At 56.0% G+C, this 15321-nt stretch carries 10 protein-coding genes; 7 read left to right on the forward strand and 3 right to left on the reverse strand.

Going from position 1 to position 15321, the window contains the following annotated elements; genetic code table 11:
• Positions 1 to 33: 33 nt before the first annotated feature.
• The gene (gene iroB, locus IM314_RS03445) at positions 34 to 1149 is read right to left on the reverse strand and encodes a salmochelin biosynthesis C-glycosyltransferase IroB (protein WP_017384908.1); all 1116 of its coding nucleotides are present in this window, start codon (positions 1147 to 1149) and stop codon (positions 34 to 36) included.
• Between the two features lie 670 nt (positions 1150 to 1819).
• Between iroB and IM314_RS03450 the strand changes: the two genes are divergently transcribed.
• The 6 genes from IM314_RS03450 to IM314_RS03475 all read left to right on the forward strand — a co-directional run bounded on the left by IM314_RS03450 (position 1820) and on the right by IM314_RS03475 (position 9985).
• A complete protein-coding gene (locus tag IM314_RS03450) occupies positions 1820 to 3007 on the forward strand; it encodes an efflux RND transporter periplasmic adaptor subunit (RefSeq protein ID WP_370529583.1) in 1188 nt (395 codons plus the stop codon).
• The gene (locus IM314_RS03455; RefSeq protein ID WP_023296167.1) at positions 3004 to 4944 is read left to right on the forward strand and encodes a MacB family efflux pump subunit; all 1941 of its coding nucleotides are present in this window, start codon (positions 3004 to 3006) and stop codon (positions 4942 to 4944) included. The genes IM314_RS03450 and IM314_RS03455 overlap by 4 nt, the downstream gene beginning before the upstream one ends.
• Before the next feature lie 3 nt (positions 4945 to 4947).
• Positions 4948 to 6318, forward strand: coding sequence for a TolC family protein (locus IM314_RS03460; protein WP_041910708.1), 1371 nt, complete (start codon positions 4948 to 4950; stop codon positions 6316 to 6318).
• Positions 6319 to 6502: 184 nt separating this feature from the next.
• A complete protein-coding gene (locus IM314_RS03465; RefSeq protein ID WP_193359204.1) occupies positions 6503 to 7879 on the forward strand; it encodes a glycoside hydrolase family 1 protein in 1377 nt (458 codons plus the stop codon).
• A 51-nt stretch (positions 7880 to 7930) separates the two neighbouring features.
• The gene (locus IM314_RS03470) at positions 7931 to 9253 is read left to right on the forward strand and encodes a PTS sugar transporter subunit IIC (RefSeq protein WP_193359205.1); all 1323 of its coding nucleotides are present in this window, start codon (positions 7931 to 7933) and stop codon (positions 9251 to 9253) included.
• Between the two features lie 15 nt (positions 9254 to 9268).
• Positions 9269 to 9985 (forward strand): GntR family transcriptional regulator, encoded by a 717-nt coding sequence (locus IM314_RS03475; protein WP_025912880.1) that lies wholly within the window; start codon positions 9269 to 9271, stop codon positions 9983 to 9985.
• Between the two features lie 41 nt (positions 9986 to 10026).
• Here IM314_RS03475 and ldtB read toward each other — a convergent pair whose 3' ends face one another.
• On the reverse strand, positions 10027 to 10947 hold the full coding sequence (gene ldtB, locus IM314_RS03480) for a L,D-transpeptidase (RefSeq protein WP_008501186.1): 921 nt from the start codon (positions 10945 to 10947) through the stop codon (positions 10027 to 10029).
• Between the two features lie 222 nt (positions 10948 to 11169).
• Here ldtB and IM314_RS03485 point away from each other — a divergent pair, with 222 nt between their 5' ends.
• Entirely contained in the window at positions 11170 to 12765 is a 1596-nt protein-coding gene (locus tag IM314_RS03485; protein ID WP_041910703.1) for an ABC-F family ATPase, read from the forward strand.
• Between the two features lie 187 nt (positions 12766 to 12952).
• On the opposite strand, the gene IM314_RS03490 is transcribed toward IM314_RS03485, so the two are convergent.
• Positions 12953 to 15316 (reverse strand): TIM-barrel domain-containing protein, encoded by a 2364-nt coding sequence (locus IM314_RS03490; RefSeq protein WP_193359206.1) that lies wholly within the window; start codon positions 15314 to 15316, stop codon positions 12953 to 12955.
• Positions 15317 to 15321: the final 5 nt, after the last annotated feature.

A 15321-nucleotide genomic window follows, 5' to 3' on the forward strand; every position in this document is an offset into this window, starting at 1 on the left:
TGCTGGCGTATGATCGTCATGACGGCGTAGTGGCTACCCTTTCTGTACCCTCGCGATCAGGCTTTTCGCCACCTCGCTCGGACAGGGTTGCGCTGCCATTTCCGCCGCTACCTCTTCAGAGGCGTCGCGAAGCGCGCGATTGTCGAGGAAAGCATTGATCATGCTGCTCGACAGGCCGTCGTCGCCGGGGATGATCCCGCAGCCGCGTTCGACAACAGCGCGGGCATTTACCGGGCGATCGGCACCCTGGCCGAAGACGATCTGTGGAATACCGGCGTGCAGTGCCGTCAGGGTATTGCCCGCGCCACCATGATGAATGAAGCCATCTGCGCCGTTCAGGAAGGCTCCCATGGGTATCCAGTCGACCAGGCGAACATTTGAGGGCAGTGAGCGCAGATCCGACCGCGCATTGGCCGAAAGATGCAGGATGATCTCGGCATCGACTTCACTGGCGGAATCCATCACCCAGGCGATCAGGTCAAGGCCGTCGACCATCGGTTTGACGGTACCGAGACTCACCAGCAAACGTTTACGGTCGGGCGTCCTCTCCCACCACGGTTCCCACACCGCGCCGCCGTTGTACGGGACGTACTGCATGGGAATAATGGGTTCTCCGTCGTTTTCAAGAATGCTCATGCTCGGTGGTGTTACGTCGATCCAGGCCATATCGCGCGGTGCGGCCCCAACGCCGTGGCGATGATAGGCGTCCGCGAGCGAACGCGTTACGCCTTTGATATGCCAGGGCGTATGGCCGAAGCCGACGGTTTGCATTACGACCGGTATATCGTATTTGGCGGCTATCAGAGGCCCGATGACGCCGAGCGGCGGGTAGATGATGAGATCGGGCCGCCAGTGTCCGGCAAACTCCACCAGGTGGTCGGCCATCTCTTCGCTGAAGAATGAGAAGTTGCCCATTTTTGTGCCGATGTTGCTTTCTTTTCGCTGTGCCTCGCGGCGGCGATAGTCAGCTTCAGAATCAAAACCGGGTGCGGCGTCAAATACCACCAGCCCTGCTTCTGCCGCTTTTTGGGCGAATTTTCCTCCGCTGGCGATCAGCACTTCATGGCCGTTAACGCGAAACGCCTGTGCCAGAGACAGCACAGGATACAGCAGCCCATAGAGAGGCGGGCCTACAAACAAAATACGCATGAGAAAATCCCTCTCCGCTTGACGAACTAAATCAGGAAGTCGACGCAGTCATATGCCAGCAGCAGGACGTTAATTTTCGTTAAGCCTGCTTTGACAGACGCTGCGTCCTTTTTGAGTTTCATCAGCCTTACGAACGGTCCTGTCGCTGACTATTCCGTGACGTAGGCTGGTGAATCGGGAATTCCTTGTCCCGGCTTCCATTAACGCTTACGCGCCGTTGTCCTTTTGAACAGCCCAGGCGGCGTCGTGCTGTCACGCCGCGGTGTTCAGATGCATTTGTTGAGTGTGAGACCGTTCAACAAACCTGGAGAGGCTTGTTTCCTGATACCTCTGTATACCTTGCCAGATAAACCATCAGTGCAAATGCTAATGATAATAATTACTATTATCATATGTGAGTTGCAACTATAATTAAGCACTTAATGCACAATGAATCGATTATGGGAAAAATCGCAGGTGGGGCTCAGCAAAAGGGGACTCTGTGGATTTAGGCACAAAATCCCACGCTTGCGGCGGTTTACAGGCGGACCTAGTGATTCTGTGTAATTGATGGCGGGGGTCTACGATGACGCTACTTCACCAAATAGCGCGGGTTTACCTCCCGTAAATACTGGCGATGTTACTATGATGCCTGATTCACTGCTGTTTATCGTTATGGAAAACCTGCGTAATGTTAACAAAATTCCCTCCCCGACGCGTAATGACCTGTGCTGCGGCTCTGCTAATTATTTTTAGCATCGCCTTGTTCTTCTTCCTGAGAAGCCCCGAGATTCCTGAGTATGTTACCGCTCCAGTACGCATCGGCGATATTGAAAACGCCGTACTTGCTACCGGTCGAATTGATGCGATTGAGCGGGTCAACGTTGGGGCACAGGTTTCTGGCCAGGTTAAGTCGCTGAAGGTGAAGTTAGGCGATCGTGTCACTAAAGGGCAGCTCATCGCTGAAATTGATGACGTGCCGCAGCGGAATGATTTACGCAACGCAGAAGCTGCTCTCAACGTGGTAAAAGCGGACCTTCAGGCTAAGCAGGCGCAGTTGAAGCAAGCCTCATTGCGTTTTAAGCGCCAGCGCCAGATGTTAAATGAGGATGCCAGCTCGAGAGAAGATTTCGAAACGGCTGAAACCACGCTGGCCAGTACCCGCGCTGAGCTATCGGCACTGAATGCCAAACTCGTCCAGGCGCAAATTGATGTCGACAAGAAAAAGGTCGATTTGGGTTATACAAAAGTTGTTGCTCCCATGGACGGCATTGTTATTGCCGTTGTCACCCAACAGGGCCAAACGGTTAACTCCAGCCAAAGTGCGCCGACCATTATCAAACTCGCACGTCTGGACGTGATGACAATTAAAGCCCAGATCTCTGAGGCGGATATCACGCGAATTTCACCGGGACAGAAAGCCAGATTCACCATTTTCTCTGAGCCGGATAAGCATTATGACGCCACGTTACGTACCGTTGAACTGGCACCTGAGTCGGTTATGAAAGATGATAGCCTTGCCAGCAGTAGCTCAGCCTCAGGGTCAGGCACGTCAAATGCTTCGGTGTACTACAACGCGCTGCTGGATGTCCCCAATCCAGAAAATCGGCTGCGAATTGCCATGACAGCACAGGTGACCTTGCTGGCTGGAGAAGCTAACAATACGTTACTGGTGCCGATTCAGGCTGTGCACAAGGTGAGTGGCAACAAACAGCAGGTGCAGATATTGACCAGTGATAACCGGCTGGAAACCCGTGAGGTCAAAACCGGCATTACTAACAGTGTGGATATCCAGATCCTGGACGGTGTAAAAGTCGGGGAACATGTTGTGTTATCGCAGCCGGGTGAAAAAGCGCCCGGGGAAGGGTTTGTATCTTGAGTAATATCATAGAACTCAAGGGCATCAGCCGCACCTACAGGAACGGTGGACAGGATCTCACCGTGCTTAAAGGGATTGATTTGACTATCGCTGCTGGGGAGATGGTCGCGATCATCGGCGCCTCCGGTTCCGGTAAGTCAACCCTGATGAATATTATGGGCTGTCTCGATGTCCCTGATTGTGGCGATTACTTTATCAGCGGTCAAAATGCCGCCCAGCTTTCACCTGACGATCTGGCAAGGATCCGCCGTGAGCACATCGGTTTTATCTTCCAGCGTTATCATTTAATGCCCGACCTGAGCGCGTTAAGTAACGTTGAAATTCCGGCGATTTATGCCAACAGTGAGCGCGAAAAGCGCCGTCTGCGCGCGGCGACATTGCTTGGAAGACTCGGGCTGGAAGGTCGTGAACATCATAAGCCGGGAGAGCTTTCAGGCGGCCAGCAGCAGCGTGTGAGTATTGCCCGCTCGCTGATTAACGGCGGTGAAATCATTCTGGCGGATGAACCCACCGGCGCGCTGGATACGCAGTCCGGTCAGGAGGTACTGTCAATACTCAGTGAACTGAATCAGCGTGGCCATACCGTGGTTATGGTGACACATGATATGAAGGTAGCGCAGCATGCTAACCGTATTATTGAGCTGCGTGACGGTGAAATTATTTCTGATACCGGCAGTCGTGTTACCTCCGGGGTTGCCCTTAAACGACCTGACAGCGTTCAGCAAAGCTGGTGGCAAAGTATTGTTGACCGTACCCGTGAATCCCTGCACATGGCGTTAAAAGCGATGAATGCGCATCGCCTGCGCACGACGTTAACCATGACGGGCATTATTTTTGGTATCGCCGCGGTTGTTACGGTGGTGGCACTGGGAGAAGGCGCGAAACAGCGAACCCTTGATAATATCAAGGAGCTTGGAACCAACGTGGTGAGCATCTACCCGGGAAGGGATTTCTTTGACGACAGCACTGAAGCCATTCGTACACTGGTCCCGGCAGACGCCGAAGCATTAGCAAAGCAGGGGTTTGTTGACAGCGTCAGCCCCGAAGTTAACGCTTCCGACAACATTCGCTTTCTGGGTAAATCCGCTACCGCCACGATCAATGGCGTTGGGCGCGATCATTTTCGCGTAAACGGTATTGAACTGTTGCAGGGATCAACTTTCCAGGACGATCGAAATGCCTCGCAGGAAGTCATCATTGATGAAAACGCCCGCAAGGCGTTATTTGACGATGCGGGACTCAAGGCACTTGGGCAAATCGTTTTTCTGGGTTCCGTGCCTGCACGGGTTGTCGGCATCGCCAAAGGGAACAGCCGAAGCTATGCGCCTAATCGCATTAACGTCTGGATGCCTTACAGCACGGTGATGTATCGAATGACAGGAAAACCGGTGTTGACCAGCATCAGCGTAAGGCTTAAGGATGATGTTGCCAACGAGGCAGCGGTCAGCGCTATTTCTCAGCTTCTCACTCAACGCCACGGCGTGAAAGACTTCCAGCTTTATAATTTCGAGCAGATTCGACAATCAATCGAACGGACCTCAATGACCTTTAGCATCCTGATTCTGATGGTGGCCTGCATCTCGCTGATGATCGGCAGCATTGGGGTGATGAATATCATGCTGGTGTCGGTCACGGAACGGACCCATGAGATTGGCGTACGAATGGCGGTCGGTGCGCGTCAGGGCGATATCATGCAGCAGTTTATGATTGAGGCTGTGCTGGTATGTCTAATAGGCGGAGTGTTAGGTATTGCACTGTCGTATGCCGCCGGAGCGCTGTTCACCGCGCTGGCAGGGGGCATTTTCACCGCCATTTATTCGTGGCAGGCCGCTGCTGCCGCATTCTTCTGCTCAACTTTAATCGGCATGATCTTTGGTTATCTCCCTGCCCGCAAGGCAGCAAGGATGGATCCGGTCGTTTCACTGGCCAGCGAGTAACCCATGAAAATATTATCCCCTTTAACGGTATGCCTTGCTGTCCTGCTTAGTGCTGGCTGCGCCGACTCTCTGAAAAGCGACTATCAGCCTCCTGAGGTGAAATACCCTGCCAACTGGTATCAGGCGGATGCTGCGGAGGAGAGGATGCCGTTCGACTGGCAGGCCTTTAACGATCCAGACCTCGACGGCTGGCTGCGGCAGGTGATGGTGCGCAATAACGATGTTGCTGGAGCAGTATTGCGTGTTTATCGCGCCCGCCTGGAAGAAGAGCGGATTGGCATCACAAACGATCCGGGACTAAAAGGTTCGCTCGCGCTTGACGGTAAAAAACAGCTGAACAGCTCAGCCCACTGGAGCAGGGGCAGCGTTGCCAGTATTAATACCAGCTATGAGCTGGATCTGTGGGGCAAAATAGCGCGGCAGCGCGATGCGAAGGCGTGGGCACGTTTTGCCTCGGAAGAGGATCTGCGTTCTGCACGCCTGACGCTGCTTTCAAATGCCAGTAATAATTACTGGCGCTTAGGCTTTATTAACCAGCAGCTGTCTGTCCTGCAACAAAGCATCGACTATGCAAAAGAGACGCTGCGCCTGGCTAACGCGCGCTATGCCGCGGGCGGTGCCTCCTCTCTGGATGTTGTGGATGCTCAGCAGGGCGTGCTTTCGCAGGAAAACAGGCTGGCGGCGTTGAAGAATGAACGTTTACAGGCGCTCAATCAGCAAGCCGTTTTGCTTGGAACCGCGCCGGGCAGCGCGATAGTCGAACCGAAAACGTTACCAATGGGACCACTGCCGCAGGTCAGTGGAAAGATCCCGGTCAACGTGCTGCGGCATCGACCCGATATCAGCGCTAAAGAGTGGCGGGTACGGGAAGCATTGGCCACCGTTGATGTCCAGCGTACTGCATTTTATCCAGCGTTTAGTCTGACCGGCTCGCTTGGCACCAGCAGCAGCAGCCTTATGGCCTTCCTGGAAAATCCTGTAGGCTCTGTTGGAGCAAACCTGACCCTGCCGTTCCTGGAATGGAGAGAAAGGGGCATGGACGTGAAGATTGCCCGCAACGACTACGAGCAACGGGTTCTGGAGTTTAAACAGGAACTTTACAAGGCGATGAGTAGCATAGAAGATGCGCTTGCTTTGCGTCATCAACTCCTGGAACAGGAGACGCTTCTACGTGAAGGCCTGGAACTGGCGAAAAAATCAGAGAGGTTAAACGAAGTTCGCTATCGCCAGGGCGCGGTGCGAATTTCTTTCTGGCTTGATGCTCAGGAGAAACGCCGTCAGGCCGAACTGGCACTGTATGAAAATCGCTTTAACCAGTTAAATAATCTGGCAAAAATCTATATGGAGTTCGGCGGTTCGGTATCTTTCCCCTGAATTGCGCAGACTCATTTACGTCTGGCAGCAATATGACTTGCTGCCAGGGCGCAGTTCGCAAGACATCCCTCGTCATTATTCAAACCCATCTCACAAAAATCGTTCCTCCCCTTTGATCGAAATTTCATCTCCGGCTATATGACTAGTCATATTATTTAAATGACTAGTCATATAGGAGGCAACCATGAATCAATCACTGCCAGCCAACTTCTTATGGGGCAACTCGGTGTCGAGCATGCAGACGGAAGGGGCCTGGAATGAGGGCGGAAAGGGGATGTCGGTGTACGACATTCGCGAAGCCGGTGAAAATATCTCTGACTGGAAAGTGGCCACCGACTCCTACCACCGCTACCGGGAAGATTTCGACCTGATGCAGGATCTGGGCATGAACTGCTACCGCTTCCAGATCTCCTGGAGCCGCGTCTGCCCGCAGGGTGAAGGCGATTTTAACGACGAGGGTATCGCCTTTTACGACCGCTTTATCGACGATCTGATCGCCCGCGGTATCGAGCCGATGGTCTGCCTCTACCATTTCGATATGCCGCTGGCGCTGGCACAGGAGTACAACGGATTTAACGATCGTCGCGTCGTGGAGGCGTTTATCCGCTACGGCAAAAAGATGATCGACTGCTTTGGTGACCGGGTGAAGTACTGGCTGACCTTTAACGAGCAGAATATTTTCCACATGCCGATAGCCTTCCGCATCTCCGGCTATATGAAGGGGGAGGAAACCCTGCGCGATCTGTACGAAGTGCAGCATCACACCATGGTGGCGCACATGGCGCTGACCGAGTACCTGCACCAGACTAAGCCGGGCAAGCTGATGGGCGGCATGCTGGCGCACCAGCTGATTTATCCGGCCACCTGCAAACCGCGTGACATCTTCTGCGCCCAGCAGTACGACGAATTCCTCAACCAGAACCTGCTGCGCGTCTTCGCGGGCCAGGGCTACAGCCCGGCGGTGATGGCGGTGGTGGAGCAGGAAGGCTTCGGCGATATCTACCGCGCAGACGATCTCGCGCTGTTTGCGCGCACGAAGAACGACTTTATGGCCTTCAGCTACTACGCCAGCAAAACGCTGGACAGCGATGCGATCCCGGAAGGCACGCCGGTGAACTATTACCTGCTGCACGGCGAGAAAAACAATCCGTACCTGAAGGCCACCGAGTGGAACTGGCAGATCGATCCGCTGGGCTTTCGCACCATCATCACCCGCTATGCCAACGACTGGCGGATGCCAGTATTCCCGATTGAGAACGGCATTGGGGTGATTGAGTCCTGGGATGGTGTAAACCCCATAGAGGATACCTACCGCATCGACTACCACCGGGCGCATATCGAGGCCATGAAAGAGGCGATGTTCGAGGACGGGGCAGAGGTAGTGGGCTATCTCGGCTGGGGGTTGATTGACATTCTCAGCTCCCAGGGTGACATGCGCAAGCGCTACGGCGTGGTCTACGTCAACCGTGAAAATCATGACCTGAAAGACCTCAGGCGCGTGCCGAAGAAGAGCTACGCGTGGTTAAAACAGGTTATCCATACCAACGGACGCGAGATGTAAGCCGTACGCTGCCGGGCCGTTTTTGTGACTGATTGATGGGAACACTCCGCTATGTCTGAAGCAAAAATAACACCGCACATGCAGTCTTTTGTCGACAAATTTGTTGAGTTCTCGGCGCGCCTGGCAAACCAGGTGCACCTGCGATCCCTGCGCGACGCCTTCGCCACGGTGATGCCGATTTTCATCCTCGCCGGTCTGGCGGTGCTGGTGAACAACGTGGTGTTCCCGTGGATTTTTGAGGGCGACACGCTCACACAGTTTAAGGTGTGGGGCGAGGCGATTATTAACGGCACGCTGAACATCGCCGCGCTGCTGCTGGCGCCGATGATTGCCTGGTCGCTGGCGCGCAACAAAGATTTCGACAATCCGGTCTCGGCAGTGGTTATCGCCGTCAGCAGCTTTATCATCATGATGCCGATGCGCTTACAGGTAACGCCCGTTGGCAGCGAGGTTGTGGTGAACGTCACGCAGGTGCTGACCTTCGCCAATATCGGTTCCACCGGGATTTTCGCCGGGGTGCTGATTGGGCTGCTCTCCACCGAGCTGTTCATCGCCATTTCGCGGCTGAAGGCGCTGCACATTTCGCTGGGGGAAAACGTGCCCCCGGCGGTGAGCAAATCCTTTACCGCGCTGATCCCGACGATCCTCACGCTCTCCCTGTTCGCGGTGCTGGCGGCGATCCTGGCAAACGTGCTGCATACGGATCTGATCCACCTCATTACGACCTTTATCCAGCAGCCGCTGCGGCTGATCAACACCAGCCTGCCGGGGACGATTTTCATCTACAGTTTCGGCAACTTTCTGTTCACGCTCGGTATTCATCAGTCGGTGGTCAACAGCGTGGTGCTGGAGCCGTTCCTGCTGATTAACACCAACGAGAACATGCTGGCCTTCGCCAACGGACAACCGATCCCGCACATCATCAACAATATTTTCGTGCCGACGTTTGGCATGGTGGGCGGTACGGGCAGCACGATCTCGCTGCTGATCGCCATCTTTATCTTCTCGCGCCAGCAGTCGGCGAAGCAGGTGGCGCGTCTGTCGCTGGCACCTGGCTTATTCAACATCAACGAGCCGGTGATTTTCGGCCTGCCGATCGTCTTTAACCTGCCGCTGATGATCCCGTTTGTGCTGCTGCCCGCCATCGGCATTTACTTCGCCTGGCTCTGCACCACGCTGGGGTTAATGTCCCGCTGCGTGGTGATGATCCCGTGGACCACGCCGCCGATCCTCAGCGCCTGGCTGGCGACGGCGGGGGACTGGCGTGCCGTGGTGGTCCAGTTGGCAATCATCGTATTTGGTGTATTCTTCTACCTGCCTTTCCTCAAAATTGCCGAGCGAGTGGCCTTGAAAAACAGCGGGATAGAAAACTAACAGAAAGGAAGGACGATGGCGGCGAAGTACATCACCATAGCGCGGGAAATTAAGAAACGCATTATCAGCCAGCAGTACGCCGCCAACGAACCCCTGCCGGACCAGTTTGCACTGGCGGCGGAGTTCAGCACCAGCCGGATGACTATTCAGCAGGCGATGCGCCAGCTGATCGTCGAAGGGCTGGTCTACACCCGTCAGGGTCAGGGGACGTTCATCCGCAAAAACTTCCTCCAGCTCTCGCAGTGGGATCTCTCCGGCAGCGACTACTTTGGCGCGACCAAAACCTGGGCGCATCTGGGTACGGTCACGAGCCAGGTGGTGCATTTCGAACTGCGCTTCCCGAACGAAAAAGAGCAGGCGTCGCTGATGATTAACGCCGATGCGCCGATCTACGACTTCATTCGCCTGCGTCTACTGAACGGCGAACCGATGTCGCTGGATTCCACGGTGATGCCGATGAATCTGGTGCCGGGCCTGACGAAAAACCACCTTGAAGGGTCAGTGTTTCAGTACGTTCAGGAAACCCTGGGGCTGAAAATTATGGGGTCATACCGGGTCGTGCGGGCGCTAAAGCCCAGCGCGCTGGACAGAGAGCATCTGGTCTGTGAGGAAACCGATCCGGTGCTGGAGGTGGAGCAGGTCATTTATCTGGAAGATGGCACGCCGCTGGAGTATGCCCACTGCCACTATCGCTACGACCACGGCGGGATTGTTATCGTGAATAACGGATAAAAAAAAGCGGGCCTCGAAGCCCGCTTTTTTAATACGCGTGATTAATTCAGACGCACCGGCATACCCGAACGGTTCTGAATCGCCTGGTCGACGATGGTGGTTTCCACGTCTGGCTGAGAGGTCACGGACTGCACCGCGCTGTTCAGCGTAATCGGCACGATCTCGTTGTTGTTGATCTGGTCTTCGCTGGTGGACAGCGGGTTGTGCACTTCGATGTAGCGGCTGCCGTCTGGCTCAGACGTCGCTTTCACCGGTTCGTTGATGAACTGCACGCGCGTACCAACCGGCACGTTCTCGAACAGGAACTTGATGTCGTCGTTACGCAGGCGTACGCAGCCGTGGCTCACGCGCAGGCCGATACCGAAGTTGGCGTTGGTGCCGTGGATGGCGTACAGACGGCCAATGTACAGCGCGTACAGGCCCATCGGGTTATCCGGGCCGGCCGGCACAACGGCGGGCAGCGGTTCGCCCGCAGCGATGTATTCCGCGTGCATTTTAGCAGTCGGCGTCCAGGTTGGGCCCGCTTTCTTACGCTCTACTTTGGTGGTCCAGTTCAGCGGGGTGTCTTTGCCCAGCTGGCCGATACCGATTGGCAGCACGATAACGGTGTTGGTGCCTTTCGGGTAGTAATACAGACGCATTTCGGCGCTGTTAATCACGATGCCTTCATGAACGGTATCCGGCAGGATCAGCTGCTGAGGAATATTCAGCACGGTACCTGCTTTTGGTAGATACGGGTCAACGCCCGGGTTCGCTTCCAGCATGTTGGACAGGCCCAGCTGGTACTGCGCGGCGAAATACTCCAGCGGCTGAGAGTTACCCTCAGGCACCGTCACCACCTGGTTTTGACCCACCAGACGGCTTCCGTCTGTCGGCAGGGGATACGTCACCGCAGACGCGGTCTTACAAAAACCTACTACGGCTAACGCCGCCGCAAAAAGCGTTGTTAATTTCATGTTCATGTTGTGCGAGGTATCTAAGCCATTCAGGCGATGAGTTGATAAGTCTGAATCTGTGATGGGAGCGCATTATATGTGCATTCCCGCTAACAGGGAATTCAGATGTGTACGAAATCACATTTTTTTCGATTTTGTTAAAGTTTAGTGGATTGCCGCAACACGGGATCTCAATTCGGAATTGTGGCATAATGCCGTGTTTATCACACTTTTCGCAGGAATCTCTCCGTGTTAGTTACCAGCAACGTCACTATGCAGTTTGGCAGTAAGCCGCTGTTCGAAAACATTTCCGTCAAATTTGGCGGCGGCAACCGTTACGGCCTGATTGGTGCCAACGGTAGCGGAAAATCCACCTTTATGAAGATCCTCGGCGGCGATTTAGAGCCGACGCTGGGCAACGTGTCGCTCGATCCGAACGAGCGTATCGGTAAGCTGCGTCAGGATCAGTTCGCCTTCGAAGAGTTCACCGTGCTCGACACCGTGATCATGGGGCACGCGGAGCTGTGGGAAGTGAAGCAAGAGCGCGATCGTATCTACGGTCTCGCCGAAATGAGCGAAGAAGACGGCTATAAAGTGGCCGACCTGGAAACCCAGTACGGCGAAATGGACGGCTACTCCGCGGAAGCGCGTGCGGGCGAGTTGCTGCTGGGCGTCGGCATTCCGGTTGAACAGCATTACGGCCCGATGAGCGAAGTCGCGCCAGGCTGGAAGCTGCGCGTGCTGCTGGCGCAGGCGCTGTTCTCTAACCCGGACATCCTGCTGCTCGACGAACCAACGAACAACCTGGACATCGATACCATCCGCTGGCTGGAGCAGACGCTGAACGACCGCGACAGCACCATGATCATCATCTCGCACGACCGTCACTTCCTGAACATGGTCTGTACGCACATGGCGGATCTGGACTACGGTGAGCTGCGCGTATATCCGGGCAACTACGACGAGTACATGACGGCAGCCACCCAGGCGCGTGAACGTCTGCTTGCCGACAACGCCAAGAAGAAAGCGCAGATTGCGGACCTGCAATCCTTCGTGAGCCGCTTCAGCGCCAACGCCTCTAAATCCCGTCAGGCAACATCGCGTGCCCGTCAGATCGACAAAATCAAGCTGGAAGAGGTTAAAGCCTCCAGCCGTCAGAACCCGTTCATTCGCTTTGAGCAGGATAAGAAGCTGTTCCGTAACGCGCTGGAAGTTGAGGCGCTTACCAAAGGCTTTGATGAAGGCCCGCTGTTTAAAAACTTCAACCTGTTGCTGGAAGTGGGCGAGAAGATTGCCATTCTGGGCGCTAACGGCGTGGGTAAATCTACCCTGCTGAAAACCCTGGTGGGTGAACTGCAGCCGGACAACGGCACCGTGAAGTGGTCCGAGAACGCGCAGATTGGCTACTACGCGCAGGATCATGAGTACGAGTTCGAAAATGACCTGACCGTCTTCGACTGGATGAGCCAGTGGAAGCAGGAAGGCGACGACGAGCAGGCGGTGCGCAGCATTTTGGGGCGTCTGCTGTTCAGCCAGGACGACATCAAAAAGCCGGCCAAAGTGCTCTCCGGTGGTGAAAAAGGCCGCATGCTCTTCGGCAAGCTGATGATGGAAAAACCGAACATTCTGGTGATGGACGAACCGACCAACCACCTGGACATGGAATCGATCGAATCGCTGAACATGGCGCTGGAGATGTATCAGGGCACCCTGATCTTCGTCTCTCACGACCGTGAGTTCGTCAGTTCACTGGCGACCCGCGTGATCGAAATTACGCCAGAGCGCGTGGTGGACTTCACCGGTAACTACGAAGATTATCTGCGCAGTAAAGGTATCGACGGCTAATTTCCCGTCGTCTTTCACGCTGCAGATGCGTTGGCTTCACCTGTTCACCCCGGTCACTTACTTATGTAAGCTCCCGGGGATTCACAGGTTTGCCGCCTTCCTGCAGCGCGAAATACTTAGGGAAAGGCGTCGTGCCTTTATTCCCTCTCCCAGTGGGAGAGGGTTAGGGTGAGGGCATCAGGCCGCACTACATCACCCACTCGCTCCCTTCAACCCCATTCACCCGCAGCGTACGTTTTTCCCCCGCCGGTAACGACACCTTCAGCGCCTTCCACGCAGGACGATAATCCCCGCGCGCGTTGACCTTCAGGTTGATGGTTGCGCCATCACACTCCATTTCCCATTCCACCCACAGCGCATTGCCCTTCTGATAGCCCCAGCTTTCACCGTCGTCTTCAAACAGCAGCCCCGTGGTTGTGCCGACGCCTTTAACCGGGAACAGCTTCAGCTCGCGGGTCGTATCTTTTTCAGCACTCACATGCGTGATGCGCTCGCTCAACGGCAGACCGGCCCCGGCGCGCACCAGCAGCGGCAGTTTTTCCAGCGGCGCATCAAGGACGATGGATTGCCCGCCCGCATACCACGCGTGGGTGTAAAAATTGTACCAGCCCGTTTCGTTATCCGGCAGCCAGACGCGGCGCTCGCGCTGCCCGGCTTCGACGACGCTGGCGACCAGCAGGTCGCGGCCCAGCAGGAAGTCATCGCACTCTTCGAAGGTCTGCGCGTCGTGCTCGTGGTCGAGGAAGGTAGGGCGCAGCATCGGCTCGTCGTCGGCGTGCGCCTGCCAGAGCAGGGTGTAGAGATACGGCAGCAGGCGGTAGCGCAGCTCAATCGCGCCGCGAATGGCAGGCGTGACGCCCGGATACATCCACGGCTCGTTCACCGTGTGGTCATCGTTCCACGAGTGAATGGTAAAGCGCGGATGCATCACCCCGTTCTGCACCCAGCGCACGAACAGCTCGGCGTCCGGCTTGTCGCCGGAGAAACCGCCGACGTCGTGACCGACGTTGAATAATCCGGACAGGCTCATGCCCAGCCCCATGCGGATGTTATAGCGCAGGGTGTCCCAGTTAGTGCGGTTGTCGCCGCTCCAGGTCTGAACGTAGCGCTGCATCCCGGCGCAGCCGGAGCGGGAGATGAGATACGGGCGTTTTTCCGGCGCAAAACGCTGCTGCGCTTCCAGCGAGGCGCGCATCATCAGCAGCGGCATCACCGGGCGAATATGCTTGATGGCGATCTCCTTGCCGAAGCCAAAGCAGCGGGCTTCCCCGTCCCACACTTCATACTCGTTGTTGTCGTTCCAGGTGGAGTCGATACCCATCTCCAGCAACTGCGTGGTCACGCTGTTCTGCCACCACTGCACCGTCTGCGGGTTGGTAAAGTCGAGGTGCGAGCCTTCGTCATCCCAGAAGCTGGAACGTTCCGGTGCATCGGTTTCTGAATCGCGAATGAACAGGCCGCTCTCCGCCACTTCGTTATAGCGGGGATGATCCTGCAGCAGGCACGGCTTGATGTTGGCCGCAAGCTTCAGTCCCGCGTCGTGGAAGGCCTGGCTCATCGCCTTCGGCTGCGGCACCTTGTCGTAGTTCCAGTTGAAGACGTAGCGCTTGCCGTTGATGGAGGTATAGCCGGACGAGAGCTGGAACGAATCGCACGGAATGGCGTGCTCTTCGCACAGGCGGATGAAGTTCATCAGCTGATTCTGCGCGTCCGGTGCGTCGGTGTAGTGCATGGTCGAGCCGCTGTAGCCCAGGCTCCACTTCGGCCCAAACAGCGTTTTCCCGGTCAGGCGCACAAAGGCTTTGGTGACGTCCAGTGCGCGCGCGCCGGTAAAGAGGTAGTAGTCGATGTCGCCCGCTTCTGCCTGCCAGCGGCGATAGGCGGTGTGATAGTTGTCGATCTCGTTGCCCAGATCCAGCCAGCAGCTGCTCAGGTTGTCGTAGAACAGGCCGTAGCTCACGTCATCGCGGCGGGTGAGGGTAAACGGAATGTGCTTGTAGAGCGGGTCGGTGCTGGCGGCGTTATAGCCCATGGCGTCCAGGTTGCGCATCTCGTAGCGCTTGCCGTTGCGCTGCAGATCGCCCGCTTTCTCGCCCAGCCCGTAGAAACGCTCGTCCTTGCGGCGGCTGAGATAGTGCGCCACGCCATCGCCGTGGGCGTTCAGCAGGTAGGCGCTGGTCGGGCGATCCTGGACCAGCGGCTGCCATTCGCCCGCATCATTACGGTAGTGCCACTCCAGCCACAGGGGCTGGTGGACGGTCACGCGCAGCTGCTCGGTTGCCACCGTCACTGCGTCATCCTGCTGCGTCAGGGTCCAGGCCGGGCAGGAGAAACCGCTCAAGTCGTCACGATGGCGGCCTTCCCACGGCACGTCCTGTTCCGGCGCGATGCTCCAGGTGCGGTCCAGCGCCAGCTCGCCTTTGCGCTTAATCAGTACGCGGAACAGATTTTGTTCCAGCACATACAGGCACAGGCGGTGCTGATTATCCACCAGAAGCTCCAGATGATTCGCAGACTGCTTATCGACGGTCCAGTTTTTCAGGGTTTTCATATGCA

The organism is Enterobacter cloacae complex sp. P42RS, from assembly GCF_014930595.1.
In the GTDB taxonomy this organism is placed as follows: domain Bacteria; phylum Pseudomonadota; class Gammaproteobacteria; order Enterobacterales; family Enterobacteriaceae; genus Enterobacter; species Enterobacter bugandensis.